This window comes from Streptomyces sp. NPDC054932 (assembly GCF_053610205.1).
On record NZ_JBSGXU010000086.1, the window covers coordinates 1 to 25,361 of the forward strand.

General features: G+C 73.8%; 26 protein-coding genes. 10 read left to right on the plus strand and 16 right to left on the minus strand.

Annotated features, from left to right (window positions below; genetic code table 11):
* Positions 1–95, plus strand: a 95-nt coding sequence (locus ACWGE1_RS22720; protein ID WP_383577983.1) for an adenosylhomocysteinase, incomplete at its 5' end; no start/stop codon positions are given.
* A gap of 141 nt (positions 96–236) precedes the next feature.
* On the plus strand, positions 237–854 hold the full coding sequence (locus tag ACWGE1_RS22725) for an anthrone oxygenase family protein (protein WP_453422307.1): 618 nt from the start codon (positions 237–239) through the stop codon (positions 852–854).
* Between the two features lie 61 nt (positions 855–915).
* On the opposite strand, the gene ACWGE1_RS22730 is transcribed toward ACWGE1_RS22725, so the two are convergent.
* Together ACWGE1_RS22730 and ACWGE1_RS22735 are read right to left on the minus strand one after the other, a co-directional pair.
* Positions 916–1,413, minus strand: a complete 498-nt coding sequence (locus ACWGE1_RS22730) for an anthrone oxygenase family protein (RefSeq protein ID WP_453422308.1) — start codon at positions 1,411–1,413, stop codon at positions 916–918.
* A 154-nt stretch (positions 1,414–1,567) separates the two neighbouring features.
* Positions 1,568–2,029 carry a MarR family winged helix-turn-helix transcriptional regulator gene (locus tag ACWGE1_RS22735; protein WP_453422309.1) on the minus strand — a complete coding sequence of 154 codons (462 nt, stop codon included), beginning with the start codon at positions 2,027–2,029 and terminating at the stop codon, positions 1,568–1,570.
* 104 nt (positions 2,030–2,133) lie between these two features.
* Between ACWGE1_RS22735 and ACWGE1_RS22740 the strand changes: the two genes are divergently transcribed.
* Positions 2,134–3,081, plus strand: coding sequence for a quinone oxidoreductase family protein (locus tag ACWGE1_RS22740; RefSeq protein WP_453422310.1), 948 nt, complete (start codon positions 2,134–2,136; stop codon positions 3,079–3,081).
* Between the two features lie 115 nt (positions 3,082–3,196).
* Here the strand turns inward: ACWGE1_RS22740 and ACWGE1_RS22745 are convergent, their stop codons facing one another.
* The 6 genes from ACWGE1_RS22745 to ACWGE1_RS22770 all read right to left on the minus strand — a co-directional run bounded on the left by ACWGE1_RS22745 (position 3,197) and on the right by ACWGE1_RS22770 (position 10,866).
* On the minus strand, positions 3,197–4,561 hold the full coding sequence (locus ACWGE1_RS22745; protein ID WP_453422311.1) for a carotenoid oxygenase family protein: 1,365 nt from the start codon (positions 4,559–4,561) through the stop codon (positions 3,197–3,199).
* A gap of 33 nt (positions 4,562–4,594) precedes the next feature.
* Positions 4,595–5,035 (minus strand): SRPBCC family protein, encoded by a 441-nt coding sequence (locus ACWGE1_RS22750; RefSeq protein WP_453422312.1) that lies wholly within the window; start codon positions 5,033–5,035, stop codon positions 4,595–4,597.
* A gap of 79 nt (positions 5,036–5,114) precedes the next feature.
* The gene (locus ACWGE1_RS22755) at positions 5,115–6,614 is read right to left on the minus strand and encodes an MFS transporter (protein WP_453422313.1); all 1,500 of its coding nucleotides are present in this window, start codon (positions 6,612–6,614) and stop codon (positions 5,115–5,117) included.
* A gap of 141 nt (positions 6,615–6,755) precedes the next feature.
* On the minus strand, positions 6,756–8,756 hold the full coding sequence (locus ACWGE1_RS22760) for an ATP-binding protein (protein ID WP_453422314.1): 2,001 nt from the start codon (positions 8,754–8,756) through the stop codon (positions 6,756–6,758).
* Positions 8,757–8,988: 232 nt separating this feature from the next.
* Entirely contained in the window at positions 8,989–10,236 is a 1,248-nt protein-coding gene (locus tag ACWGE1_RS22765; protein ID WP_453422315.1) for a cytochrome P450, cyclodipeptide synthase-associated, read from the minus strand.
* 225 nt (positions 10,237–10,461) lie between these two features.
* Positions 10,462–10,866 carry a hypothetical protein gene (locus tag ACWGE1_RS22770; RefSeq protein ID WP_453422316.1) on the minus strand — a complete coding sequence of 135 codons (405 nt, stop codon included), beginning with the start codon at positions 10,864–10,866 and terminating at the stop codon, positions 10,462–10,464.
* A gap of 188 nt (positions 10,867–11,054) precedes the next feature.
* Between ACWGE1_RS22770 and ACWGE1_RS22775 the strand changes: the two genes are divergently transcribed.
* On the plus strand, positions 11,055–11,660 hold the full coding sequence (locus tag ACWGE1_RS22775) for a TIGR03086 family metal-binding protein (protein WP_453422317.1): 606 nt from the start codon (positions 11,055–11,057) through the stop codon (positions 11,658–11,660).
* A gap of 64 nt (positions 11,661–11,724) precedes the next feature.
* Here the strand turns inward: ACWGE1_RS22775 and ACWGE1_RS22780 are convergent, their stop codons facing one another.
* The gene (locus tag ACWGE1_RS22780; protein WP_453422318.1) at positions 11,725–12,177 is read right to left on the minus strand and encodes a hypothetical protein; all 453 of its coding nucleotides are present in this window, start codon (positions 12,175–12,177) and stop codon (positions 11,725–11,727) included.
* Positions 12,178–12,761: 584 nt separating this feature from the next.
* Here ACWGE1_RS22780 and ACWGE1_RS22785 point away from each other — a divergent pair.
* Entirely contained in the window at positions 12,762–13,169 is a 408-nt protein-coding gene (locus ACWGE1_RS22785) for an aggregation-promoting factor C-terminal-like domain-containing protein (RefSeq protein ID WP_453422319.1), read from the plus strand.
* 77 nt (positions 13,170–13,246) lie between these two features.
* Here the strand turns inward: ACWGE1_RS22785 and ACWGE1_RS22790 are convergent, their stop codons facing one another.
* Positions 13,247–13,753 carry a nuclear transport factor 2 family protein gene (locus ACWGE1_RS22790; RefSeq protein WP_453422320.1) on the minus strand — a complete coding sequence of 169 codons (507 nt, stop codon included), beginning with the start codon at positions 13,751–13,753 and terminating at the stop codon, positions 13,247–13,249.
* A 327-nt stretch (positions 13,754–14,080) separates the two neighbouring features.
* Between ACWGE1_RS22790 and ACWGE1_RS22795 the strand changes: the two genes are divergently transcribed.
* Positions 14,081–14,512, plus strand: coding sequence for a GNAT family N-acetyltransferase (locus ACWGE1_RS22795; protein ID WP_453422321.1), 432 nt, complete (start codon positions 14,081–14,083; stop codon positions 14,510–14,512).
* On the opposite strand, the gene ACWGE1_RS22800 is transcribed toward ACWGE1_RS22795, so the two are convergent.
* Positions 14,463–15,512, minus strand: a complete 1,050-nt coding sequence (locus tag ACWGE1_RS22800; protein ID WP_453422322.1) for a GlxA family transcriptional regulator — start codon at positions 15,510–15,512, stop codon at positions 14,463–14,465. The genes ACWGE1_RS22795 and ACWGE1_RS22800 overlap by 50 nt on opposite strands.
* Positions 15,513–15,584: 72 nt before the next feature.
* On the opposite strand from ACWGE1_RS22800, the gene ACWGE1_RS22805 reads away from it, so the two are divergent.
* Positions 15,585–16,931, plus strand: a complete 1,347-nt coding sequence (locus ACWGE1_RS22805; RefSeq protein WP_453422323.1) for an MFS transporter — start codon at positions 15,585–15,587, stop codon at positions 16,929–16,931.
* Positions 16,932–17,146: 215 nt separating this feature from the next.
* On the opposite strand, the gene tpg is transcribed toward ACWGE1_RS22805, so the two are convergent.
* Positions 17,147–17,701 (minus strand): telomere-protecting terminal protein Tpg, encoded by a 555-nt coding sequence (tpg, locus tag ACWGE1_RS22810; RefSeq protein ID WP_453422324.1) that lies wholly within the window; start codon positions 17,699–17,701, stop codon positions 17,147–17,149.
* Between the two features lie 4 nt (positions 17,702–17,705).
* Positions 17,706–19,784 carry a telomere-associated protein Tap gene (gene tap / locus ACWGE1_RS22815; RefSeq protein ID WP_453422325.1) on the minus strand — a complete coding sequence of 693 codons (2,079 nt, stop codon included), beginning with the start codon at positions 19,782–19,784 and terminating at the stop codon, positions 17,706–17,708.
* A gap of 195 nt (positions 19,785–19,979) precedes the next feature.
* On the opposite strand from tap, the gene ACWGE1_RS22820 reads away from it, so the two are divergent.
* Positions 19,980–20,594: a hypothetical protein gene (locus ACWGE1_RS22820; RefSeq protein WP_453422326.1), complete on the plus strand. Its 615-nt coding sequence runs from the start codon at positions 19,980–19,982 to the stop codon at positions 20,592–20,594.
* Positions 20,595–20,813: 219 nt separating this feature from the next.
* Here ACWGE1_RS22820 and ACWGE1_RS22825 read toward each other — a convergent pair whose 3' ends face one another.
* Both ACWGE1_RS22825 and ACWGE1_RS22830 read right to left on the minus strand, forming a co-directional pair.
* Complete coding sequence (locus ACWGE1_RS22825; protein WP_453422327.1) at positions 20,814–21,731, minus strand: Vgb family protein; 918 nt, start codon at positions 21,729–21,731, stop codon at positions 20,814–20,816.
* A gap of 58 nt (positions 21,732–21,789) precedes the next feature.
* A complete protein-coding gene (locus ACWGE1_RS22830) occupies positions 21,790–23,481 on the minus strand; it encodes an ABC-F family ATP-binding cassette domain-containing protein (RefSeq protein ID WP_453422328.1) in 1,692 nt (563 codons plus the stop codon).
* Between the two features lie 124 nt (positions 23,482–23,605).
* On the opposite strand from ACWGE1_RS22830, the gene ACWGE1_RS22835 reads away from it, so the two are divergent.
* Together ACWGE1_RS22835 and ACWGE1_RS22840 are read left to right on the plus strand one after the other, a co-directional pair.
* Positions 23,606–24,250 (plus strand): TetR/AcrR family transcriptional regulator, encoded by a 645-nt coding sequence (locus tag ACWGE1_RS22835; RefSeq protein WP_453422329.1) that lies wholly within the window; start codon positions 23,606–23,608, stop codon positions 24,248–24,250.
* A gap of 106 nt (positions 24,251–24,356) precedes the next feature.
* Positions 24,357–24,788 carry a hypothetical protein gene (locus ACWGE1_RS22840; protein ID WP_453422330.1) on the plus strand — a complete coding sequence of 144 codons (432 nt, stop codon included), beginning with the start codon at positions 24,357–24,359 and terminating at the stop codon, positions 24,786–24,788.
* Positions 24,789–24,801: 13 nt separating this feature from the next.
* Here the strand turns inward: ACWGE1_RS22840 and ACWGE1_RS22845 are convergent, their stop codons facing one another.
* Positions 24,802–25,356 carry a hypothetical protein gene (locus ACWGE1_RS22845; RefSeq protein WP_453422331.1) on the minus strand — a complete coding sequence of 185 codons (555 nt, stop codon included), beginning with the start codon at positions 25,354–25,356 and terminating at the stop codon, positions 24,802–24,804.
* Between the last annotated feature and the right edge of the window lie 5 nt (positions 25,357–25,361).

Below are 25,361 nucleotides of genomic sequence, written 5' to 3' on the forward strand. Positions count from 1 at the left end.
TCGGCGTCAGGCTCACCACCCTGCGCCCGGAGCAGGCCGCCTACATCGGCGTCCAGGTCGAGGGCCCGTACAAGCCGGACCACTACCGCTACTGACCGAACGGATCGCGCCACCGGCTCTCGAGCACCGCTCGAGAGCCGGTGGAACCCCATGGCCGGGTATCCCGGGGAATGCCACGATCGGATGTCCGTGCCGAGGGCGAGCACCACTCCCACCACCGCAGATGAGGATGTCCCATGAACCCCAATCCGGCCGGTAGCCACCAGCAGTACCCTGCCGGTGGCCCGAGTCCCTACGCGGCCCCGCCCGGCTCCTACGCCCAGCCCGGGCCGCCCGTGCCGGCGGCCGCCGAGCGCGGCAGGGCGGCCACCGTCCTGCTTCTGGTCTCGACGGTCCTGATGGGCCTGATGGCAGGTCTCTTCTTCGCCTTCGACGTCTCGGTGATGCCGGGTCTGGCGGCGGGCGACGAGCGCACGTACGTCACGGCGATGCAGAACTTCAACGCGGCGATCGACGGCAACGGCCTCTTCGGCATGGCGTTCGTCCTGGCCCTGCTGGTTTCGGCCGCCTCGGCGGTCGTCGAGTTCCGCAAGGGCCGCCGCACGGTCGCCGTCTGGGTCGGGGTGGCCACCGTGGCCTACTTCGTCGTCCTGATGATCACTTTCTCCGTGAACATCCCGCTCAACAACGAACTCGCCGACGCGGGCGACGCGGCGAAGCTGACGGAGTTCGCGATCGTCGACAAGTTCAAGAGCACCTGGGTCGCCACCAACATCGTCCGCACCCTGCTGTGCACGGTGGCCCTGACGGCCCTCTCCCGTGCCCTGGTCCTCTACGGCCGCGCCACCCGCTGAAGGCGTCCGCCGTACGACGGGAGTCCCCCGGCCGCCGCGGCCGGGGGACTCCCGTGCGTGGTCAGCCGGTCTGGCCGTGCAGGTACAGCGCCCAGGCCAGGAAGCCGACCGCGGCCGTGCACAGCAGCGTCCGCCAGACGTTGGCCCGGGTCCAGGGCCCCTCGAAGGCCCGCCGGACGGCGGCCGGGTCGCTGATCCGGGCGACGGGGCCGGCCTTCTCCAGGGCGTTGTTCAAAGGGATGTTCACCTTGTTGGTGAGGCCCATCGACACGATGTAGCAGACCAGGGCCGCGATCAGCGGCGGCAGCACCTCGCGGCCGTCGGAGGGAATGTGCAGGGCCAGGGCCAGCGCGGTGAAGAGGAACGCGCCGATGTAGCCGAGGACGAACCAGCCGTTGAGGATGGCCTTGTTGATGTGCTGCATGACCTCGATGACCGTACGGTCGTCGGTGCGCCTCAGGCCCGGCATCACGGAGACGGAGAAGCCGTAGAACAGGCCGCTGACCAGTCCCATCGTGACCGTGGCTGCGATGAGCGAGGCCAGGCGTGCGGTCTCCATCGTGTGTCCCCCTGCTCGCCCGTCCACGGAGCTCGTCGGTCATCGATTCTTCGGGAACGGGTCATCGAATCGTCAAGTCATGGCGACTATACGGGCGGGGGCGGCCCGGACCGCAGGGGAATCGAGCGACCCTCCAGCATGTCTTGAGCGGTCCTCAGCGGGCGGGCGGGCCCGCCGCGTTGCGCGTCTGCCCGACCAGGACGGCGGTGGCCCGGTCCAGGAGCGCGCAGAGCGCGGCGTGTTCGGCGGGGGTGAACGCCTCGGTGAGCGCGCCCTCGAGGACGGCCACCTCCCGGTAGGCGCGCTCGAGGAGTGCCCGGCCGCCGTCGGTGAGGGTCGCGATCTGCACCTTGGCGTGCACCGGGGACGTCTCGCGGCGGATGAGGTCCTTGGCCTCCATGTTGGCCAGCACGCTGCTCATGCTCTGCTGCGTCACCCCGCCGGAACGGGCCAGCTGGGCACCGGACATGCCGCCCTCGCGCGAGAGGGCCAGCAGCACGGTGTACTGCGTCATGGTCAGCCCGTAGGCGCGCAGCACCGCCTCGTGGTGCCCCATCAGCGCCTGTTCCGACCGCCTGATGCGGGTGCAGAGGGTCTCCTCGGCCGGGGCTTCCATCGCACACTCCACTCCATTGACAGGTTCATGGGTTGACTCAGGAACCTTATATACCTACTGTCTTCGACTATAAGGATACTGAGTCAACACAAGGGGCTGTAACCATGAAGGCCGTCCTCCTCGACACCCGGGACCACTACCGCCTCGCCGAACTCGACGAGCCCGTCCCCGGCCCCGGCCAGGTGGCGGTCCGGGTCGCCTACGCCGGGATCCAGTGGGGGGACACCATGGTCCGCGACGGCCACTTCCCCCTCCCGCGTCCCTTCGTCCCCGGCTTCGAGGCCACCGGGCACGTCACCGCGGTCGGTGAGGGCGTCGACCCGGGCCGCATCGGCAGGCCCGTCGCCGCACTGACCACCGGGGGCGCCTGCGCCGAGGTGGTCCTGGCACCCGCCGTGCTCACCCTGGACACCGGCGACCTGCCGCTGCGCACGGCCGCGGGCCTGGGCTGGGGCGCACCGACCGCCTACGACCTCATCAACACCACCGCACGGGTACGGCCCGGCGAGAGCGTGCTCATCCACGCCGCGGCCGGATCGGTCGGCACCCTCGCCGCACAGTTCGCCCGGCTCGCCGGAGCCGGCCGGATCGTCGGCGTCGCCGGCAGCGCCGCCAGGGCCGGCTACGCCGCCGCCTTCGGGTACGACCGGGTCCTGCTGCGCGAGGAGTTCCCCGCCGCCCTCGCCGGCGAACGCTTCGACGTGATCCTCGACCCGGTCGGCGGCGCCACCCGCCGCACCGGCCTCGAACAGCTCGCGCCGCACGGCCGGCTCGCCGCGTACGGCAACCTCGCCGCCCGCGAACCCGTCCAGGCCGACCCCGGCGACCTGCTCATGCAGGGCACATCACTCCTGACCTACAACAGCAACCTGCTCGCGCGCACCCACCCCGAGCGCCTCGCCGACAGCGCACGCCGCGCCCTCGCCCTCGCCGCGGACGGCAGCGTCCGCATCGACGTCACCGCCGAGTACGACCTGGCCGACCTGGCCACCGCCGTACAGCGGCTCGCCGAGGGCGCCACCCACGGCAAGAGCATCCTGCGCGTCGCCTGACAGCACACCGCAAGCAGCAGACCTCCCGGCCCCGCGCATGCCGCAACCCCCGGGCAGGACCCGGGGGAGAGCCCCCGCCGTATGGCGGCCGGCGGGGGCCGTTCGCCGTCCCCGGTCAGCCGGTCTCCTCCAGGGCGCCGTCGGGGATCCAGGAGCCGTGCAGGCCGGCGCCCACCCGGTGGGGCAGGTGGACGGTGGCGACCGTCTCGAGGCCGCCGGCGTCCAGGACCAGCAGCTGCGAGGAGTCCTGCTTGAGGTCGGAGACCACGGTGAGCAGGTAGCCGTCGTCCTCGCACGAGGCCCGGGCGGCGGGCACGAAGACCGCCTCGCTGGGCAGACGGGCGTCACCGACCTGATGGATGCGGCGGGCGCCGGTGGTGCGGTCGTACTTGACCACGCCGTAGCCGCCGAAGCCCTTCTCGTCGGGGAAGCAGGTGGCGTACTGGTAGCGGTTCTCGGCGCCCAGGTACTCCTCGTTGAGCGTGGGGAACTCCACCGCCAGGTCGTCGATGATCTGCTCGTCGACCGTGCCGGCCACCAGGTCCACCAGCCAGCGGCGGGTGTAGGAGCGGGCGACGGGCTCGCTGCCGCGCCCGGGCGCACCGGTCCACCAGTTCCAGGACAGCCGGAAGCCCTCACGGTCCACGGTGGGCCCCTCCAGCACGATCCGGCCCCGGCCGTCCTCGTAGGCGTTGGAGACGTGCAGCATGTTGCCCGGCTCGATGGAGAACCAGCGGATCCTCCCGGCGCCGTCCTCCCCGCGCGGCATCACGCCGATCCGGGCGGGCTGCTCGTCGCTCCAGCCGTAGGGGATGCCGGAGTGCTCCGCGGCGTCGAAGGTGACGCTGCCCTCGACGAAGACCACGTGGCGGCGGGTGATGGCGAAGTCGTGCTTGAGGGCGGCGCTCGCTCCCGGGACCTCGGCGCTGTGGACGATCGCCCCCTTCGCGTCGACGACGTAGTACATCAGGAACGGCGGGAACGGCGAGGAACCGAAGAAGTGCAGCTCCCCGGTGACCGGGTCCTCCTTGGGGTGCGCGGTCATCGCGGTGCGCAGCTTGCCGTCGAAGTCATGGGCGCCGACCGTCTCCAGCTCCCCGGTGATCTCGAAGGGCAGGTTCGCCTCGCACAGCGCCAGGAGCCGTCCGGCGTGCTCGATGACATGGGTGCCGGCGGCGCTGGCCGTCAGGTCGGGTCCGCGGTCGGTCATGTAGGGGGCGCCGTCGAGAGCGGGGGTGTGCACCCAGCGGTTGCGGTACCACTCGGCGCGGCCGTCACGCAGCCGGATGCCGTGGACCATGCCGCTGCCCTTGAACCAGTGGGTGGGGGTGACACCGGGCTTGGGGTTGTGGCCGTTGCGCAGCAGCCGGCCCGTCAGCTCGGGGGGCAGGGTGCCCTCGACGGTGAGGCCGGTGGCGGTGACCTCGTCGGCGACGGGCGTGAAGTGACCGGTCAGGTAGGGCGGCTTGGCGGTGGTCATGGCAGGAATCTCCTCGGTGGACGTGATGCGCGCTCAGACGGACTGTTCGGCACGGGACTTCAGGTGGACGAGCCAGCTCTCCAGGGAGGCGGTCAGGGCCTTGCGCAGGTCACCGGCCGCGGCGTCGACCGGGGCCCCGCTCCAGGACTCCTCGGTGCGGACGGTGACGCCGGCGCCGGTCTCCTCGAAGGTCCACACATGGACGCCGGTGATGCCTGCCGCGGGGCCGCCCCAGACGATCCGCCGCCCGGGGACCAGCTCGTGCACGGTGGAGGTGATGTCCAGACCGTGGGTGTGCCAGCGGAAGCTGCTGCCGACCGCCGGCGGCCCGTCGGGCTCCGCCCGGTCCACGTCCGGGTTCCAGGCGGGCCAGGCGCCGATGTCGGTGTGCAGCTCCCACACCCTCGCGAGCGGAGCGTCGATGACGGTGCTCAGACGGACGATGACGGGAGCGGTTTCGTCGATGGTGACCATGGGTGTGCTTTCTGTCGGGACGGGACGGACGGGTCGGGTCGGACGGACGTCGGGTCGGGGCGGACGGTGGGGCGGCGGCCTACCGGTGCAGCCGGCCCCGGGGGAGCGGGGCGGCGGGCGGGCCGTACGCCGCCCCGGCGGCGGCCACGGCGGCCCGGCCCCCGCCGCGGCGGGTCAGGAACACTGCGAGGACGGCCGTCGCGGCCATGACGGCGGCCGAGGCCGTGAACGCGGCCCGGTAGCCGGCGGTGAGAGCCTCCGCAGCGGACCGGCCGCCAGTGGCGCCGGCGGTGACGGAGCCGGCCAGGGTGGCCAGCGCGGCGAGGCCGATCGCGCCGCCGACCTGGCGGGTGGTGTTCACCAGCGCGCCGGCCAGACCCGCGTCCTGACGCGGGACACCGTCCACGGCGAAGGCCGTGAGCTGGACGAAGGCGACGCTCAGGCCCAGACCCACCAGGATGCTCGGGCCCAGGACGTCCGCCAGGTAGCTCCCGTCGGCGCGGATCCGGGACAGCCACAGCAGCCCGGCGGCCTCGGTGAGCAGCGCCGCGGTCAGGGTCGCGCCGGCGCCGATGCGCCGGGCGGCGAGCGGGGCGAGAGCGGCACCGAGCATGTTGGCGGCGGCGAGGGGCAGTTGCCCCGCCCCCGTGACCAGGGGACCGGCCCCCAGAACCTGCTGCTGGTAGAGCGGAAGGAAGAAGAACAGGGCGATCCACACGGAGCCCAGCAGCGCCATCAGCACGTTGCCCGCACCGACCCGGCCGGCCGCGAACAGGCGCGCCGGGATCAGCGCGTCCGGCCGGCGGAGCCCGATCACGGCGAAACCGGCCAGCAGCACGGCGGCGCCGCCGAGGGCGCCCAGCACCCGCACATCGCTCCAGCCGGCGCCGCGCGCCGTGGTCAGACCCCACACCAGACAGGTCACCGCCGCGGTGACGGTGGCGGTGCCCAGCAGGTCGAACCGCCCGGCCCCGCGCCCGCCCGTACGCGGCACGAGCACCACCACGGCGGCCAGGACCAGCACCGCTCCGAGCGCGACCGAGTGGAAGATCCACGGCCAGCCCCACGCCTGGGTGAGCACACCGCCCAGCAGGACACCGCCCGCTCCGCCCGCACCCGAGACCGCTCCCCACACCCCCAGCGCCCTGCCGCGCCCGGGGCCGGACGGGAAGCTGTCCATCGCCAGCGCGAGCGCGGCCGGGGCGATCGCGGCGGCCCCCAGGCCCTGCACGGCACGCGCCGCGATCAGCACCCCGGGGGAGGCGGCCAGTCCCGACGCGAGCGAGGCCCCCGCGAACAGGGCGAGCCCGGCGACCAGCACCCGGCGCCGGCCGAGCAGATCGGCCGCCCTCCCGCCCGCCAGGAGCAGCGCCCCGAACGCCAGACCGTAGGCGTTGACCACCCAGGTGGTGCCGGTGTCCGACAGGCCGACCCCGGAACGGATCTGCGGGAGCGCCACATTGACGATCGAGGTGGCGAGCATGACCGTGAACTGGGCCGCGGCCAGCGCCGCGAGCACCGCCCCCGGCCGCGGGGCCGGGCCCCGGGCCCGGTCCGTCTGTGTGCGTGCTGCGTTCATGGCGCACACACTCGTGCCGGACGGTGTCCACTATCCAGGCCCGGCAGGGGCGGGCACTGTCCACTCCTGTCCGCACCCGTCCACCCGGCCGCCCGGTCCACCCGTCCACCCGGCCGCCCGGTCCGGCCCGGGCGGCATGTCTCAGCGGGGGCCGCCCAGCTCCTGCTGCCACAGGGCCTCGCAGAGCAGATCCAGCCCCTGACGCAGATGGCGGCGGTAGGTCCCGTACGGAAGACCCAGGCGCCGCGCGGCAGCCTCCTGGGTGGGCGCACCGGAGAAATAGCCCGCCGCCAGCGCTTCCCGGGCACGCACCCCGCGCGGGTCACGGGCGAGTTCGTCGACCGCCCCGCGCAGCAGGGCGCGCAACTCCCCGACCGGCTCGGCCAGATCGGCCGCCAGACGGCTGCGCAGCAGGGCACAGGCGCCGAACGCCTCCGCATCGCGCCAGTGGGCCAGCGCCTCCCGCACGGCCTGGTCGAACGCGGTCCGCGAGACGGGCGACGGCCCGGACGGGGCAGGCACCTCGGTGGCCGATATGAACTGCAGGAGCCACGTCTCCACCGGCAGCCGCCGCCAGTCCACGCCGAACAGCCCGTAGGTGTACTCACCCACCCGCGGCCGCGCCCCGGTGTCCTCCAGGGTGCCCTTCACGCGCCCGGCCCAGGTCTCGGCGTCCTGGAACACGGCGAAGCCGTAGGCACGGCCGCGGGCCCGGGCCGCCTCCGCCTGGGCCCGCGAACTGCTCAGGTCGATGACCCGCGAGGGAACCTGGTACCGCTCGGGATAGACCGAGAAACGGCTGATGCCGATGTGCTCGCCGGGGCTCACCGGCGCGGTCGCACCGGCGTACTGCCACGCGGCGGCGACGACGGGATCGGTGGCCAGGTCCTGCGGGTCGGGAGGGAACGGCAGAGCCAGCCGGGCCGTGAACGCCACCACCCGGCCCGTGCTCACGAGACGGTAGACGCTGAAGGCCTGCGGCTGGCGCCGCGCCCAGTAGCGGACCAGTTCCGCGGAGGCGTCCCCTTCCGTCTCGGCGGCCATGCGCAGCACGACATCGATGTCATCCGGGTGCAGCGGGCGGTCGTGCACCTCCTCCTCACGCGACCAGGAACGCAGCCGGGCCAGGGTCTCGCCCTCCCGGAAGAGGTAGAACAGGTCGTCGGTGACGGTCCACACCCGCTCCTCGGGCGCCTCCCGCAGGATCCGCAGGTACTCGTCCGCCAGCCGCTGGCGCATCGACTCGAAGGCATTGGGCGCCCGCCAGCGCAGATCGGCGGAGAGCGTCTCGCGTGCGGCGTCGTGCGGGTGGAGCCCCCGGTGGGTGGACTCCATGAAGGGCAGGTCCCGCAGCCAGGAGAAGAGCGGATGGGCGTCCTCCTCGGGCAGCACCGCGGCGAGCAGCTCCTCGGACGTCGAGTGGGCCTGCGCCGCCACCTCCAGGGCGCGGCGGTGGGCCGCCGTGGGCACCTCTCCGATCAGTCCCGCCAGCAGGGTCCGCAGGACGTCCGCCGTGGGCGCCCAGATCTCCTGCCTGCCACAGCCCTCGGACCCGGCCGCCGCCGCCAGGGACAGCGCCAGCGGGTTGCCCCCGGCGAACCGGAGGACCCGGTCCCGCAGTTCGGGCCGGATCTGGGCCGCCACCAGCAGGTTCCGGGCCTGCTCCTCGGAGAACGGCTCCAGCTCGCTCACGTGCAGCAGCCGCGACCAGGCGGGATCGGCCGTCCACTGCGGCTGCGGAGCACGCCGGCCGGCCAGGACGACCAGGGTGTCGTCCGCGGCACGGGGCAGGAAGTGGTGCCACAGCCAGCTCTCCAGCCACTGGCAGTGCTCGAAGGAGTCCACGAACAGCACCGTGCCCGGAACATCCAGGAAGGGCCCGGCAGCATGCTCGAAATCGGCCGGGTCCCGGCTGACGAACCGGCCGTCGAGCTCGACGAGCAGTCGGCCCGCCGCACGGGCACGGTCCGCCAGGTGCCGCAGCAGCGTCGACTTCCCGATCCCGCCCGGCCCGTACACGTAGAACGCGAACGGCGCCTGCGGATCACCGGCCAGAGCCTCCCCGAACCGCTCGAGTTCCTCGTCCCGGCCCACGAAGGCCCGGACGCGCGCTCTGCTCAGTCTTTCCCCCACGGACACCATGGCGGCTCCCCTCCCATCATTGCGGCCCAGGACAGCCGAGTCCGGCAGACACATCGGGCCCCGCGGCGGCGGCCACGGGCACCGGTCACGCACGGCCGTGGTCAGGGCCCGCACACCCGGCGGACGAGGTGTCGCATCCGGCACTGCGGAGGCCGAATTCCGCCTCCGGGCCTGCTATTTCGTCGAGATCCTAACGGAGGCGACCGGCGGCCCGGCCGGGACAGGCTCCCGCTTACCCGGGTCCGGGAGCGGAGCCGCCCCGGCGGACGGGGGTGAAGTCCAGCGACAGCGCGACGGGCCCCCGCGTGTACAGACCGCTCTCCCGGTACCGGAAGCCGGGGCTGTAGCGCACCCGGTCGAGCAGGGGCAGCAGCATCGCGGCGACGGTCTCGATCTCGGCCCGCGCGAAGGCCGCACCGACGCACTGGTGCAGTCCGGTACCGAAGGCCAGGTGCTGCGCGGCGGCGGTGAACGAGCGGGCGGTGCCCAGGTCCGGGCGGTGGATGTCGAAGGTGTCCGGGGCGGCGAAGACGGCGGGGTCGCGGTTGGCCGCGCCGATCATGCAGAAGACGGTGGCACCTGCCGGGACGGTGGTGCCGGCGAACACGGCGTCCCTGCGCGTCCGGCGGGGGATGAGCTGGACCGGCGGGGTGCAGCGCAGGGTCTCGGCGATCGCGGCGGGCAGCAGGTCCGGGTCCCGGCGGACCTGCGCCATCTGCTCGGGATGGTCGATCAGGTGCCTGAAGAGCTGGGCGAGGGTCTTGTCCGCGGGCTCGGTGGCGGCGGCCAGAACGTTGATGATCAGCGCGGTGACATCGCGGTCGCTCATGGCGATTCCGTCGAACTCCGCGGTGCACAGCTTCGATATCAGGTCGTCGCCGGGGCGCCGGCGCCGCGCTTGGATGACGGGGAGGAGATACGCCTCCAACTGCTCGGCGCAGTCCATGCAGTGCCGGCGCCGCTCGGGGGTGAGGGTGAGGGCGGTGATGAACTCGATGACCCCGCTGTGCCAGCCGGCCACCCGCTGCCAGTCCTTCCTGTCCAGGCCGAGGACGTCGAGCGTCACGTGCACGGCGAAGGGTCTGCCGAAGTCGTTGACCAGGTCCATCCGGCCCCGGCCCAGGAACGGGGCCAGGAGTTCGGTGGCGTTGGCGCGGATGGCGCGGATCTGGTCCTGGAGGGCCTGCCCGGTGAAGGCTCGGACGACAATCTTCCGTTTGGCGGTGTGCTCGGCCCCGGTCATCTGGGCGAGGACCGGCCCGCGCATCACCGGCTCGGCGCGCACCTGCAGCGTCTCGGTGGTGAATGCCTCATGGTCGCTCAGCACCCGCTGCACGTCCTCGTAGCGGGAGAGGAAGTAGCTGTCGATCTCCGGCTCGTGGTGCACCGGAGTCCGCTCCCTCAGCTGCGCGAAGTAGCGGTAGGGAGCATCGGCGAACTCCTCGGACAGGACGCTGAAACCGGCGGGGGCCACGGGCATGGTGGAGGACCTCTCGAAGGGCGCAGTGCGAGGAAGGGGCGGGAGCCGTGCGGGACACGGCCCGGCCACGACGTCCGGCGTTCCTGATCTCGGCCGGAAGGATCCCGGTCGGGCTGCAAGACGGGTGAACGACGGCGCGGGTTCCGCCCACCGCAGGGCTTCGCACCGGGCCGGCGCCCGGCCGCCGTCCGTCCGCCGCGCCAGCGCGTCCCGGGGAACGGCAGGTCAGGGCATTTCGTCCGGATCGCAGGTGGCGCGGCGCAGACCGATCGTGCGCAGGGCCCGCATCAGCCCCTCCCCGTCACCCGCGCGGACCAGATGGACGGCCCCGTCGACGGTGACGACGCCGAGGTCACCGGGGGCCGCCACGGCCCTCGTCCGGAGCACCACCCCGCTGGGCGGGTCCAGGGCGCGCACCCCCTGGAAGACACCGAGCGCGGCCGGGTCGTCACCGAAGCCGCCGGACACGGTGAGCACGGTGATGTCGGGGAGCAGGACCCGGGCGTGCGCCAGGGCCACGTCCGGCGTCAGGGCGCAGGAGATGACCCGGAAATGGGGATTGCGCTGGATCCGCGACCGCAGCAGCTCCAGCTCCGAGCCCTCCGGCACGCCGACCACCAGGACCGTCATCACAATGCCTCATCCTCCGCCGTCGCGGTGTGCCCGTCGAGCGGGACGCCGGGACGCCGGGACGCCGGGACGCCGGGACGCCGGTACGCCGTGGCGCCCGCCCCGCCCGACCGGTACGCCGCGTCGCGATGAGTACGGACTGCGCCGCCGGTCTACCCTTCAGACCCATCGCCCGGGAGGAGCGGCAGATGACCGGTACGACGACTCTCGACCTCGCACCACAGGCCCGGATCGTGGCCCGCCTCGCGGCGGCCGTCCCGGACGCCCGGCTCACCGACCGGACGCCCTGCCCCGCGTACGCGGTCGGCGACCTGCTGGCCCACCTCGCCCACCTCGCCGCCGCCTTCCGCGACGCCGCCCGCAAGGACCTGGGGCCCACGACGGACACGGCCCCCGGCCCGGCCGCACCCTCCCTGCCCGCCCACTGGCGCGAGGAGCTGCCCAGGGTCCTCGGCGAGCTGGCCGAAGCCTGGAAGGACCCGGCCGCCTGGACCGGCATGACCCGCGTCGGCGGCGTGGAACTGCCCGGCGACATCGCGGGCGCGGTGGCCGCCGACGAACTCGTGCTGCACGGATGGGACCTGGCCCGCGCCACCGGCCAGGAGTACGCACCCGATCGGGCCGCGCTGCACGCCTCGCACACGTTCCTGCTGACGTTCGCCGAGGACGAGAGCCGCGGCGGGGGCATCTTCGGACCCGTCGTCCCCGTCCCGGACGGTGCCCCGCTGCTGGACCGGGCGGTCGGGCTGAGCGGACGCGACCCGGGCTGGACACCGCCGCCGGGCCGCGGCTGAGCCCGGACCCCCCGGCCCGCACCCCGGCCCGCACCCCGGCCCGCGCCCGCGCCCCGGACCGCCCTCAGGTCTGGCACTGCCTGGTGACCGCGGGAGACCAGCCGCTCCAGGCGGCGCCGTCGGCCCGGGCGTGCACCCGGATCTCGACCTTCACCGGGCCGCACACCCGCGTCGTACTGCCCACCTCGAGGGGACCGACGGCCTCACCGGCCCGGACGTGGGTACGACCGCTGCCCACCTTCTCCCAGTGACCGCCGTCGACCACGCGGAAGAACGCCTCGTAGGAGACGTTCACCGCCCTCGACCCGGTGTTGCGCGCCTTGATGTAGGCCGTGATCTCCCGCGTGGGGAACCGGCCGGCGGAGCCCCGCTCGGCGCTGATGCAGCCGTTGACGGCCACCCGGCCGGTCGACGTCCCCCCGCCACAGGCGACCGCCGCGGCATGAGCGTGGCCCGGCACGGCCAGCACGGTCAGCGCGGCTGCGCCCAGGACGGCTCCGGTACGCCTCAGATGCAATGTCTCGGTCCTTGTCTGTCTGCGAGCGGCTCTTCCCGGAGAGACCATGGCCCGCGCCGAGGCGGCACGGACAGCGTTTCACCAGCACTTTCCCCCGAACGGGTGCGGACCGGCGTGGCCGGCGGGCCGCATCCGCGACGGACGCCCGCCGGGCACAGGGGCGCCTCCGGCCCCCCGTTTCCTTCGATCGCGAAGGGATCGGGAGGCCCGGCCGGCCCTCCCGAAGGGATACGGCCGGTGACGCTCGGTGAGATCCGGGCGCCCCGGGGGTGACCCGCCCCATAGGACCCCCGTCACATACGAGCCGGGATAGTAGCCCCCACGGGCCCGATATCCCTTCCCCGTACCGGCTCCCACCTGCACGGATCCCCCCGGGCCCGGTACGGGGCCGCCGGTCCCCGACTGCGAGGCCGCCTAGTAAGAGGGGTCGTTGCCAGGCCGTCGGGGCGTCGGTAGAACTGGATGAGTCGCCAGGCGGCACGGGTGCTTCACCCGCCGCCGACGAACCCCTCTCCACCGTGTGAGTGGCTCACGCATGCCTCGGCATGCCGCGACCGCCCCTGTTCCCTGTGGAAGGTATCCCCGTGTCCAACCCCGTCATCCGCCGCATCGCCGCTTCCAAGAAGACCCTCGCGGGTGCCGTCGTCGCCCTCGGTGTCGCCGGTTCCATGCTCGCCACGGTTCCCGCCCAGGCGGCCGCCCCGACGAGCGCCAAGGCGATCGCCCAGCAGATGATCAAGGACCCGGCGCAGTTCGCGGCCTTCAACAACATCGTTTCCCGCGAGAGCGGCTGGAACCACACCGCGATGAACTCCTCCTCGGGCGCCTACGGCCTGGTCCAGGCCCTGCCGGCCTCGAAGATGGCCTCCGCGGGTGCGGACTGGAAGACCAACCCGGCCACCCAGATCAAGTGGGGCCTGGACTACATGAACGACCGCTACGGCAGCCCTGTCGGCGCCTGGAACTTCTGGCAGTCCCACCACTGGTACTGAGCCACCAGCGGGCAGCAGACGCACGAAAACGCTCGGCCGGACTTCCCGGCCGAGCGTTTTCGCGTATGCGGCGGCCGTCAGGCGGCGGGCGGGGTCCAGTCGGCGGGCAGCCCGGACTGGGTGAGGACCGTGGCCAGGCTGTAGTGGTCCTGGTCCGAGGTGATCCGGCAGTGGTTCCTGTCGAGGTCGAGGACGGTGGTCATCGGCACGGCGAAGGGCTTGGGCGCACCCTTGAGGTGGCCGGAGTAGACGGCCCGGACGGTGACGCGGTTGCCGTCGAGGCGGGTGGTGCGGACGATGACGTGGACGCCGTCGATGAGGGTGTCGGCGCGGGCCTTCCACCCCGAGATCTCCTTGCGGCCGCGGAAGGTGACGGCCACGGCCTTGTCGGTGTAGGTGCCGTCGGCGGTGAACAGGGCGCCGAGCGCCTGGGGGTCGGTGCCGTTCCAGGCACGGGCCCAGGCACTGACGATCCCCGGCGCACGCCGGTCGGTCTGCTGCGCGGCGTGGGCGGTGGAGGCGGTGGCACACAGGGCGGCGGCGGCAGCCAGCACGGTCACGGTGCGCAGCGGGCGGGACGTCATGATCGGTACTCCAGCAGGGTCGGGGGCGGGACGGGTCCGACCGGCGGCGGCGCCGGACCGGGGAAGGCGCGGGGGTCTCGGCCGCGGAGGACACCGGCGTGCTGCCCCGTCCGTCCGCGTCCCTGCGCTCTCACGGCACACAGCCTCACGCCGGGTGCTGTCCACTCTCCAGCCCCTGCGGGACCGGCGTCTGTCCAGTACTGCCCACACATGTCCACCCGGCCCCCTCCCCGCAGGACGGCCCGGCCGATCCTCGCGCGCGGCCCCGCGGGGCGGCGGGACGAAAACCGGCGGTGGGGCGGTGGCCGGACCTGCTTGGATGCAGCCATGACCACTGCACCTCCTGCCGATCACGAGATATCCGCCGACTCCGCACGGATCGATCCCGCCCTGGTCCACCAATGGCTGGCGGCGGACGCCTACTGGGCCCGCGGCCGGTCCCGGGAGAAGCAGGACCGGGCCATCGCCTCCTCCCTCAACTTCGGCGTCTACGAGCGGACTTCCGGTCTGCAGGTCGGCTATGCCCGGGTGGTGACCGACCTGGCCGACTTCGCCTGGCTGTGCGACGTCTACATCGCCCCGCAGGCGCGCGGCAGGGGACTGGGGACCGCGCTCGTCACCGCGGTGCGCGATCACCTCGCCCCCTACGGTCTGCGCCGCGTCCTGCTGGCCACGGCCGACGCGCACGCCGTCTACGCCAAGGTCGGCTTCACCCCGCTGGAGAAGCCCGAGCGGTGGATGGCACTGGGCTCCCAGTGAGCCCCGGACTCTCCCCGGCCCGGTCCGCGCGGAACGCACGCCGGTAGGCGGCCGGCGTGGTGCGCAGGGCCTCGTGGAAGCGCCGGCGCAGGTTGACGGCCGAGGAGAGACCGACCCGGCGCGCGATCGTCTCCACGGGCAGGTCGGTCTCCTCCAGCAGCGCCCGGGTGGCGGCGATCCGCCGGTCCAGCAGCCAGCGCCCGGGACTGATGCCCAGCTGCTCGGTGAAGCGCCGGGTCAGCGTGCGGGCCGAGACCTGCGAGCGGACCGCCATCTCCGCGACACTGACGGGCTGCTCCAGCCGCCCGTCCAGCCACTCCAGCAGCGGGGCCAGCGAGTCGGTGACCGGTGCGGGGACGGGCAGTTCGGCGTACTGCAGCTGGCAGCCCTCGCGGTGCGGCGGCATCACCATCTGCCGGGCGATCCGCATCGCATGCGCGGCGCCCTGGTCGGCGCTCACCAGGTGCAGGCAGAGATCCGCCCCGGCCGCGGACCCGGCGCTGGTGGCGACGTCGCCGTGGTCGACGTAGAGCACCGCGGGGTCGACCCGTACCTGCGGGAAACGGGCGGCCAGTTCGGCGGCCCGGGCCCAGTGGGTGGCGGCCCGCCTGCCGTCCAGCAGCCCGGCGGCGGCGAGCACGAAGGCGCCCGAGCAGAGGCCGACGACCCGCGCGCCGCGCCGGTGCGCCCGGCGGACCGCCCCGACCACCGCCGCCGGCACCGCGGCGCCGGCCGGCTGCTGCCAGCCGGGGACCAGGACGGTGTCCGCGCGTTCCAGCGCGTCCAGGCCGGCCGTGACCAGCATGTCGTAACCGGCCCGGCCGGGAACCGGACCGGGGTGCTCGGTGCAGACCTCGAACGCGTAGCGGGCGGGGACCGCCGGGCCGTGGTCGCCGAACACCTCGGCCGCGCAGGCCAGCAGGAACGCCGACTGCGGGGGCTGCAGCACGGCCACCACCCGGTGCAGCGCCGGGGACTTCGGCAGCGGACGCGGCGTCATGGCGGGAAAGTACCCCATCATGTCGTCCAGGACACTGGGACGACATGATTGGTCCAGTCCAATATCGGTGGTGTGACCACCACACCCGCACGGACCCCCACCGACCCCACCGGCCGGCCCGCCCCGGCCGATGCGCCGCCCACCCCGCCCCCGTTGTGGGACCGGCGCTTCACGCTCTACTTCACCGCCCGCGCGGTCTCGCTCCTCGGCGACGCGATGATGCCGGTCGCCGCCGCGCTCGCGGTCGGCGCGCTGTACGGGGTTTCCGGAGTCGGCCTCGTCCTCGGCACCTGGACCGGGACGTTCGTCCTCCTGGTCCTGTTCGGCGGAGTGCTCGCCGACCGGTTCGGCGCCCGCCGGATGATGGTCGGCGCCGACCTCGTCCGGGTCCTCACCCAAGGCGTGCTGGCCGCTGCCTTCTTCGCCGGGACACCGCCGTTCTGGCTCCTGGTGACCATGGCGGCACTGGCCGGTGCGGCCGTCGCGATGTTCCTGCCGGGCGCGAACGGCATGATCCCGCTGGTCGCCCGCGAACCGCAGCGGGCCAATGCCACCCTCAAGGTGGCCGACGCCCTCGCCCACCTGACCGGCCCGGCCCTGGCGGGACTTCTGATCACCCTGACCAGCGCCGGAACCGTGTACGCCATCGACGCCGGCACCTTCCTGCTCAGCGCCCTGTGCCTGGCGCTCATCCGGTTCGCCCCCGCCGCCGCACCCCCCGGCACCCCGGCCGACACCGGCACCCACGCCGACTCCCGTGTCCGCACCGGCGGTTCGCTCCGCCGCGACCTGCACCAGGGCTGGCAGGAGTTCCGCGCCCGCACCTGGATGTGGGCGGGGATCCTGATCTGGATGGGCTACGGCGTACTGGTCTTCGGCCCGCTGGTACCGCTCGGCTCGGCACTGGTCGGAGCCCGGCTCGGCCCGAACGCCTACGGCCTGACGGTCTCCTTCCTCGGCGCCGGCACGGTCCTCGGCGGCCTCCTGGCCCTGCGGCTGCGCCCGGCCCGGCCGCTGGCCGCCGGCGCGCTCGCGATGACCCTCTACACCGCGCTGCCGCTCTGCGTGGCACTGGGCGCGGGCCTGCCCGTACTGCTGGCGGGCCACGTCCTCGGCGGCGCCGCCATCGCGTTCTGGTCGGTGATGTGGGCGACCAGCGTGCAGACCCACACCCCGCCCGCGGTCCTCAACCGGGTCACCGCCTACGAACTGGCCGGCTCGGTCTCCGGGATCGCACTCGGCCAGATACTGGCGGGACCGGCCACCGCACTGGCCTCCCCGGGCCGGCTCCTGCTCGTGTCGGCGGGCACCTGTCTGGCGGGCTGCGCGGCGCTGCTCGCGATCCCGGCGATCCGCACCCTGCACCGGGCCGCCCCCACCGACGGCGGCAGGCCGGCCCCGCCGGGCGGCCCGGCCTGAGAACCCCGCTGTCACAGGCGCGCCCGTACGGTCCGCGCATCGACGAGGCCCTTGCCGGGCGCGGTGTCGACGTGGTGGCACTGACCTCCCGGCACGGGCTCGGGCGGCACGGGCTCACCGACAAGTGGCGGACCCGGTAGGCGCCCCCAGGGCGGACCGGCCTTGACGCGGGCGGAGCCGGATCCACCGGTTGCCGGGAATTCTTCGGCGGCGTCTCAGAACGACACGTCGATGTAGTCGATGTCGGTGAGTTCGACCTCGAGCCGGTCGGCGCGGGTGCCGCCGTCCTTGAAGTAGATGTCCTGCAGGCCTTCGGCGACGATCGCGCGCAGCTCCCGGTCCGGGGCGCCCTGCTGCCGGGCGTCGAAGAGGCGCTGCGCGTAGGCGGGCGGGAGGTGGACGGTGAGGCGGCGCATGCGGCCGTCGTCGGTGGTGCCGACGGGCGCGGTGTACCCGAACCGGGCCCGGGTCTCGACCGTGATGCCCGTACTGGTGGCCGCCTGCTGCCGCCGGCGCCCGCGGACCTTCGGCTGCCAGCGGGCCCGCACCGCGGCGTCGATCCGGTCGGTGATCTCCCTCGGCGGGGTCTTGCGCTCGCCCGTGCGGTAGCGCTCGACGGAGCGCTGGCTGACGCCGAGCTCGGCCGCGACGGACCTGGTCGTCCTCAGCTGCTTCACCAGGAAGTTGATGCGGGCCTTCAGGGTCTTGGGCGGTTCCCGGGTGAAGGCCTCGCGGTCCGCGCGTTCCAGGGCGTCGTCGATGTCCCCCACGCCTCTACTCTCCTTCGTCCAGGACGGCGTCGCCGCCCTTGATGTGGCGGGCGGGGTTGAGGCCCTTCTCCATCAGGTCCACCGCCCATGCCATCTCCTGCACGCCTTCCACCTTCGCCGCGCCGGGGGTGGGCCCGAGCCGGAAGGAGCCGGGGAGCGGCTTGCCGGAGGCGGTGTAGGGCAGGAAGTCGAGCGGGGACGGTCCGGGGGAGGCGTAGACGACGCAGTCGGAGAGCACCCCGAGCGGGTACTGGCCGGTCGCCCTCGCCACGTTCGCCATCTTGCGGTGCATGTTGACCCGCGCCTTGGCAATGACCGCGGCCCTGATGTCGGGGCGCCAGGTCGGCCGTTCGAGCGCCGGCCACCGCTCCCCGTCACGGTAGTGCCGTCCCTGCGGGCGCTCGCGCAGCTTGCCGACCCCGCCCTTGACGGTCGCCTTGACCGCGGCGAGCACGGCCGCCATCGCGGGGTCGGCCTGCTTGTGCCGTTCCATCGCGGCGAGGAACTGCCGGTCGTCCAGCTCGGCACTCACGCCCAGATCGGCGAGCGTGTCGAGGTAGGCGGTCTTGAGGCGGTCGTGCCACGGATCCAGATAGGCGCCGGTCTCCCTGCGCAGGTACGCCTCCACCGGCTGCACCTCGTGGCCGAGTTCCTGGGCGTAGGCGAGGGTGTGGGTCTGGTACCAGGCCGGTCCCTGGGGCCGCAGGCCGGACGGTGTGAACGGCGAGGGCAGGCGCGGGTCCGGCTCGACGTGCGACAGGTCCACGAGCCAGCTGCCGGGGATCTTCTTGTTGAACCTCGGCGCGTGGAAGTGGTCGGGGCCGGACAGCCCGACGACCAGGCGCGCGGAGGCGGCGAGGAACGCGGTGTTGATGTCCAGGCCGACCGCGTACGGCCGCAGGCACTCCTCATCCGTGAGCAGCTCCACCTCGCGCACCCACTGGTAGGCCTCCTCGTCCAGGAAGCCCCCGGTCCAGCCGCGGGCGACAGGGTGCTCGGCCGGGGCCTCGGGCGGCGCCGGGTCCATCGGCCCGGTGCCGAGGCTGCCCGGGTTGTACCCGGACTCCCACTGGCCGGTGGTCTCGTTCTTGACGGCGCGGGTCGGCGGGCGCAGCGCGGTCATCAGCTCCAGCCCGGAGACGGCGGCCGAGCCGCGCGGGGTCAGCACCCGGGCCGCGTACGTACCCAGGACGCGGGCGATACCGGCCGGCTCCATCTCGCTGACGCCGGGCCAGGACCGCGCATCGAGCGCGTCCCAGGACAGGACCGCGAGCTGCACGCACCGGCGCTGACCGGCCTGCGCCGGCCGGTAGATCCGCGCCCACGGCCCGAAGCCGCGCCGCGTCAGCTTCCACTTCGCCCGCGCGAGCTCCTTCACGACCGGGTGGTCGTCCTCCAGGCGCAGGGAACGGCGCTGCTCGTGGCCCTCCAGCCGCTCCGGCAGGCCCAGCCGTACGGCGGCCGGCCCGGTCAGCACGACCAGCGGGTCGGAGTCCTTCCCGTTGCGGTTCAGCGGCGCGGCACCGAGCCCCGACCCGGCCAGCGTCCACTCCACCAGCTGCGCAACCGTCGTGGCCGGGCAGTCCAGCACGATGCCGTCCACGCCGTACGCGGTCCCGTCGCCGTCCAGGACCGCGAGCGGACCGTGCGGGAACCTCGGGTCGGCGCCCGGCTGCGGGGCGGCCTTCCGCACCGGACGGTGCGGGAGCGCCCGTGCAGGAGGGGCCGGATCCGCGGCAAGGGGCACCGGTTCCGCGGCGGCGGCCGGGGCAGGCTGCTGCGTGGTGCCGGTGAAGGCCTGTGGTGCCCGCCCGGTCGCCGGTACGGGCGCGGTCGCCGGGTACCTCTCGGCCCAGCCCTCCAGCAGCCGCAGGTACGCCTGCAGGCGCGGCGGCCTCGGCTCCGAGCGGCCGTTCTCCCAGTTCTTCACCGTCTGCGGCGTCGACTTCAAGGCCTGAGCCAGCTTCGCCTGCGACACACCGGCCGCTTCACGCAGCCGGGCCCGCTCCGCCGGCGGCGGCAGCTTCGGCTCGCCCTCCAGCAGTGCGTCCACCGCCTCGAACAGCTCTTCCTGACTCGGCATCACGCCACCTCCACCCCGGACGCTAGCAGGTTTTAACCTCGAAACGCCTGCTGGATTTAACCCTTTCCGACGCTGTCCGGGTCTGGTGCAGAGCGGCGAGCGACCACGGGAGCCGGTGCGTACGGGGCTACTCAGGCCGTCTTTGAGTACCCCCGCTCATGATCCGGGTGCCGGCCGCTCCCTATCGTGACCTGCATGGACACGGACCCGGCCCCCACCGACACCCCCACTGCGGACAAGCCGCGGCGGTTCAACGGCTGCGCGGTCGCCGCCGCGGTCCTCGTCGTCCTGGCCGTGCTGGGCGCCTGGGCGCTGGCCGAATTCGAGAAGGGCCTCGACGGCTACGGCCAGCTGGAACAGAGCGGCCCTGCCGGACACGTGGCGGACCCCCTCGGCCCCGGCGCGACCGCCCGGTACGAGGACGGCCTGAAGGTGACCGTCAGCCGGCCGCGCCCGGAGGCCGACGGCACCTACAGCCTCACCGTGACCTACGAGAACGACACCGACGAAGAGCTCCGCCCCGGCGGAGAGTCGTCCGTCGACAGCGTGTCGGAGCACGGTCCCGCGCCACTGGTCGTCCGTGCGGGCCGGTCGCTCGACGACCACACCTCCGGCTTCAGCCTGAACTGGCTGAACTCGCGGGAATCCGCCGCCGCGCTCATGCCGCCCCTGGGCACGGACAAGAAGCGCACCGTTCCGGTCCGCATCAGGCCGAGCACGGACGCGAAGGGCATCCCGGTCACCGTGGAAGTCGATCCGCCGGAAGCCGGCTACCGGGAGACCGCGTACTTCGAGCTCACCCTGAACTGACCGACCGACAGGCGGGCGGGCAGTCCGGCCCGGGGACCAGGACGAGCACGGACAGGGCCGTGCAGGCTGCCCGCTGAGCCTCCACGGGGAGCGGCGACCGTACGGGCCGGGCGGGATGTGCCTGCCCCCACCCGGCATCCGTCCGCCGCCGGGGGCTCCGTTCGGCCCGGCTCCCACCGGTGGCCCGCTCCTTGCCGACGGCCCTGCTGTCCGGTCGTTTCAGGAAGTGGGGCGGACCTCCCACCGGGAGACGCCGCCGCGCTCCTCGGCGACGTACAGCGTGCCGTCCGGACCGAAGGCCAGTCCGTGGGGTTCGCGGTCGGGATCCGCGAGCGGGTGTTCGGTGACCTTCCCGTCCGGGGTGACGGAGCCGATCCGGCCGGTGCCCCACTCGGTGAACCAGCAGGTCCCGTCCGGGGCGACCGCAACGGCGTGGGGGCGGCAGTCGGCCTCGGGCAGTGCGAACCCGGTGATCTCCACGCCCGCCCCGCCGGTCGTGAGCCGCCCGATCCGCCCGGCGCCGATCTCGGCGAACCACAGGCTCCCGTCCGGGCCGGCCGCGAGTCCGACCGGGGCGGCGCCGGGTGTGGGCAGAGGGTGGATCCGGACCTCGCCGGAGACGGTGATCCGGCCGATCGCGTTCGCCTGGTTGAGGGTGAACCACAGGGCCCCGTCGGCTCCCGCCGTGAGGAAGGACGGGAATCCCCCCTCGCACGGCAGCGGGAACTCGCGGACCTCACCATCGGTGCCGATCCGGCCGATGCGGCCGGAGTCCGTCAGGGTGAACCACAGGGCGCCGTCGGGCCCGGCCGCGATCCCGTACGGTCCGCCCGCGCCGCCGGGAAGCGCGTACGAGCGGGTCTCGCCGTCCACCGTGATCCGGCCGATCCGATGGTCGCGGTACCGGGTGAACCACAGGGCGCCGTCCGGTCCTCCGGTGATCAGGGTGGGGCCGCAGCCGGGGGAGTCCAGTACGAACTCCTCGACGCGACCGGTCGACGGGGTGAGGCGGGCGATGCGCCCGGCGTGGACGAGGGTGCACCACAGGCGGCCGTCCGGCCCGGCGGCGAGTGCGTACGGGCCGGAGCCGGCGGTGGGCAGGGCGAGGGTGCCGAGCGGCTTCACGGAGGTGGTCAAGCGGGGCGTCCTTTCGGCGGGGAGGGGAGGAGGGACAGGGAGGCCGGCCGGCGGGCCGTCACGGGCGGGTGCCGGCTGCGGCGGGCACCGGGGCGCGCAGCGCGAGCCGGTCGCCCGGCCAGCGGGCGCACAGTCGCCGGTCGTGGCTGACGACGACCACCGCTCCGGCGAACCGGGCCAGTGCCTCCTCCAGCTCCTCCGCCAGCGCGGGGGAGAGGTGGTTGGTGGGCTCGTCCAGCAGCAGGACGTCGGCCGGTTCGGTGACCAGGCGGGCCAGGGCCAGCCGCTGCCGCTGCCCCACGGACAGGGAGCCGACCGGGACGGACAGCCGGTCGCGGGCGAACAGGCCCAGCGACAGGAGCCGTTCGGCGTGCTCTCCGGGAGTTCCCGGGCGGCCCTCGGCGTAGGCCGCGAGCAGTGTGCCGTGGCCCGCTCCGACGCCGGTGTGCTGGGCCAGCAGCCCGGTCCGGCCGTGCCGTACGACCTGCCCGAGGTCGGGGGCCAGGGATCCGGCCAGAACGTGCAGCAAGGTGCTCTTGCCCGCCCCGTTCGGGCCCGTGACCAGCAGTCGGCCGCCGGTCGGCACGCTCACGTCCACCGGCGCGAGCCGCCCCCGGACCGAGACTCCCGCGGCGGCCAGCAGCGGCCGTCGTGCGTCGCCGGACCCGGCCGGCCCGGAAGGCGCCCCGGCCCCGGCACCGGCTCCGGCTCCGGTGGCGGTGGTGCGCGGTACGGCGGTGAACCGCAGGGGGTCCGCGGGTGCGGGCACCGGCCGGGCCAGCAGCCGGGCGAGCCGTTCCTCGGCGTTGCGGACCCGGCTCGCGAGGGACTGCTGGACCCGGCCTGCGGCGCGGTCGTACGCCATCTTGTTGCCGTCCTTCATGGCCCGGCCGGGTGCCACCCTGCGGGCGGTGACGGCGGTGGCCTCGCGCAGCCGGGCCGTCTCGGCCCGCCACGCGGCGTGGGCCTCGGCGCGCCGCCGCCGTTCGGCGGCGCCCCCGGCGAGGTAGCCGGTGTAGCCGTTGCCGTACCGCACGGTCCTGTGGAGGTCGCCGTCGACCTCCAGGAGGGAGGTGGCGACGCGTTCCAGGAAGGCCCGGTCGTGGGAGACGGCGACCGTGATGCCGCGCCGGGCGCGCAGATGGTCCTCCAGCCAGGTCAGGGCGGCGCCGTCGAGGTGGTTGGTGGGCTCGTCGAGGAGCAGCACCTCCGGGGCGGCGGCGAGCAGCACGGCCAGGCGCAGGCGCACGGTCTCGCCGCCGGACAGAGCGCCGACGGCGCACTCGCGGGGCAGCGACGGCAGGCCGAGGCCGTGCAGGGAGCGTTCCACACGGGCGTCCGCGTCGTACCCGCCGCGCAGTTCGAAGGCGGTGAGGGTGTCGGCGTACGCGGTGAGGGTCTCGGCGGTGGCGTCGCCGCCGGCCATGCGGGCCTCCAGCAGGCGCAGGCGCCGCTCCAGGACACGCAGTTCGGCCAGGGCGCGGTCGACCACCTGCTGGACGGTCAGGTGCGGGGGGAGGCTCTCTTCCTGCGCGAGGTGGCCGACGCCGCCCTCGGCGTGCAGGACGACCTGGCCGCGGTCGGGGCGCTCGGCCCCCGCCAGCAGCCGGAGCAGGGTGGACTTGCCGGAGCCGTTCTCGCCGACGATGCCGAGGCGTTCCCCGGCGGGGACGGAGCAGTCGACGGAGTCGAGGACCAGGCGGCCTCGGTAGGACTTGGTGAGGTCAGACGCGGTGAGCTGCGCGGTCACAGAGCGGCTCCAGGGGTTCGGGGGCGGGGATCGCCGTCACGGCGGCGGTGCGGCGGGTGGTGACGCGGTGGAAGAGCACGGGAGTTCTCCTTTAAGGCGACGAATGTTGCGTTAAAATGTTGGCATGGATTCCACCGCGCAGGCAAGCGAAGATTCCGGCCGACAGGAACCGGCCGCGAAGCGGCGCCGCACGGGCGGCCGCAGCGCCCGCGTCCGCACCCAGGTGCTGGAGTCGGCCGGCGCGCTGCTCCTGGAGGCCGGGTACGACGGGCTGACGGTCGACGCGGTCGCGGAACGCGCAGGCGTCCACCGCACGACCGTCTACCGGCGCTGGGGCGACGTCGGGCGCCTGCTGGCCGACGTACTCGACGCCGCGTCCGACGACATGTGGAGCCCACCGGACACCGGGTCGCTGGAGGACGACCTGACCGCCCTCAACCAGGAGGTGTACGCCGCACTCGCCGGCGGCGGGCCGAACCTGACCACGGCTCTGATCGCCGCCGGGTTCCGGTCCGCGGAAGCCGCCGCGGCGCTGTCGCGCTTCTGGGAGGACCGCTACGCACGCTGCACGGCGGTCGTCACCCGCGCGGCCGAACGCGGTGAGCTGCCCGGCCCCGCGGACAGCCGGGCACTGCTCGTCGCGGCGACCGCCCCGCTCTACCACGAACTGCTGCTGCTCCGGGCCGCCCCGGACCCGGCACTGCCGCGCCGCGCCGCCGCGGCCGCCGCCGCGGCGGCCCGCACCGGAGCCTTCGGCGCACGGCACTGACACCGCACGCGCCGACGGCCGGCCGGAACCAGGACGGCGCCACCGACCCCGGCTGCGCCCCGGGCCCGACCGGCAGGACCCGAAAGAGACGCCCTAGGCTCCGGCCATGACTACTGACCAGTGGTACGTCCTCATCGAGGAGGACACCCGGACGACTCGCTGCGCCGACGGGGTCGAACTCAAGCTGCACCGCTGGGCACTGGTGGCCAGCCATCCCGTCAACGGTACGCAGGAACAGGCTCTCGCCGCGGCCGAGGACGCGGCCCTCCACTACCTGCCGGCCGTCCTGGCCCGCCACACGAGCCCGGGGGACACCCCGGCCCGTCAGGCCTTCCTCACCCCGGACGGCGCCTGGCTGGTCCAGCTGAGGCAGCGTCACCGCGAGTGCCACATACGCGTGACCGCCGCCCGCCTCGTCCACACACGGGAAGAGACCCAGGCCCCGCCGAAAACCCTCAAGGAGAAACTCCGCCACGCCCTGGACGGCCCCGAGCCCTCCGCCGAACCCTGGACCCCCAAGACCCGGGCGGCGGACTGACCCGCAGGGCCGTTCACCCCGGATCCGCAGGCCGGCAGCGGCGTACGTAGTAGCCGTAGGTCAACGCAAGCACCATCGGGCCCCACAGCATCGACGGGGCGATGCACACCGTCGCCAGCGCCTCCCACCAGCCGCTGGAGTACCCGAGAGCGTGCACCCCCGCGACGTCCAGCCAGGCGAGCAGCATGCTTCCCCACAGGGCGGTCAGGACCAGGCCGCCGAGTGCGGCGGGGACGATCGCCGCGATCGGCGGGATGCGTTTCCCGCCGATCACCGGCAGCCGGGCGGGTACGACCTCGCCCCATCCCCGCACCAGGCCGAGGGAAAGGAACGCCAGTGCCTCCGACAGCACACTGAGCCCGAAGACGTAAGGCACCGCCCACCACACCCAGGCCGGCGCGTTCGGATCGATCAGCCCCATGTCGAAGTCGAAAGCGAACGGCAACCGCCACAGACAATGGGGCAGCAGGACCAGCGGGACCGCACGGGCGGTGATGAGCGCCCATCTCGGGACCGGACGCTCGGTGCCGTGTGAAGCCGCTTTCGGACGGACCGCGTTGACAGACATGTGCC

Coding starts and splice junctions, on each gene's coding strand:
- ACWGE1_RS22725 (WP_453422307.1), top strand. CDS start 237: ATGAACCCCAATCCGGCCGGTAGCCACCAGCAGTACCCTGCCGGTGGC.
- ACWGE1_RS22730 (WP_453422308.1), bottom strand. CDS start 1,413: ATGGAGACCGCACGCCTGGCCTCGCTCATCGCAGCCACGGTCACGATG.
- ACWGE1_RS22735 (WP_453422309.1), bottom strand. CDS start 2,029: ATGGAAGCCCCGGCCGAGGAGACCCTCTGCACCCGCATCAGGCGGTCG.
- ACWGE1_RS22740 (WP_453422310.1), top strand. CDS start 2,134: ATGAAGGCCGTCCTCCTCGACACCCGGGACCACTACCGCCTCGCCGAA.
- ACWGE1_RS22745 (WP_453422311.1), bottom strand. CDS start 4,561: ATGACCACCGCCAAGCCGCCCTACCTGACCGGTCACTTCACGCCCGTC.
- ACWGE1_RS22750 (WP_453422312.1), bottom strand. CDS start 5,035: ATGGTCACCATCGACGAAACCGCTCCCGTCATCGTCCGTCTGAGCACC.
- ACWGE1_RS22755 (WP_453422313.1), bottom strand. CDS start 6,614: ATGAACGCAGCACGCACACAGACGGACCGGGCCCGGGGCCCGGCCCCG.
- ACWGE1_RS22760 (WP_453422314.1), bottom strand. CDS start 8,756: ATGGTGTCCGTGGGGGAAAGACTGAGCAGAGCGCGCGTCCGGGCCTTC.
- ACWGE1_RS22765 (WP_453422315.1), bottom strand. CDS start 10,236: ATGCCCGTGGCCCCCGCCGGTTTCAGCGTCCTGTCCGAGGAGTTCGCC.
- ACWGE1_RS22770 (WP_453422316.1), bottom strand. CDS start 10,866: ATGACGGTCCTGGTGGTCGGCGTGCCGGAGGGCTCGGAGCTGGAGCTG.
- ACWGE1_RS22775 (WP_453422317.1), top strand. CDS start 11,055: ATGACCGGTACGACGACTCTCGACCTCGCACCACAGGCCCGGATCGTG.
- ACWGE1_RS22790 (WP_453422320.1), bottom strand. CDS start 13,753: ATGACGTCCCGCCCGCTGCGCACCGTGACCGTGCTGGCTGCCGCCGCC.
- ACWGE1_RS22795 (WP_453422321.1), top strand. CDS start 14,081: ATGACCACTGCACCTCCTGCCGATCACGAGATATCCGCCGACTCCGCA.
- ACWGE1_RS22800 (WP_453422322.1), bottom strand. CDS start 15,512: ATGACGCCGCGTCCGCTGCCGAAGTCCCCGGCGCTGCACCGGGTGGTG.
- tap (WP_453422325.1), bottom strand. CDS start 19,784: ATGCCGAGTCAGGAAGAGCTGTTCGAGGCGGTGGACGCACTGCTGGAG.
- ACWGE1_RS22820 (WP_453422326.1), top strand. CDS start 19,980: ATGGACACGGACCCGGCCCCCACCGACACCCCCACTGCGGACAAGCCG.
- ACWGE1_RS22835 (WP_453422329.1), top strand. CDS start 23,606: ATGGATTCCACCGCGCAGGCAAGCGAAGATTCCGGCCGACAGGAACCG.
- ACWGE1_RS22840 (WP_453422330.1), top strand. CDS start 24,357: ATGACTACTGACCAGTGGTACGTCCTCATCGAGGAGGACACCCGGACG.
- ACWGE1_RS22845 (WP_453422331.1), bottom strand. CDS start 25,356: ATGTCTGTCAACGCGGTCCGTCCGAAAGCGGCTTCACACGGCACCGAG.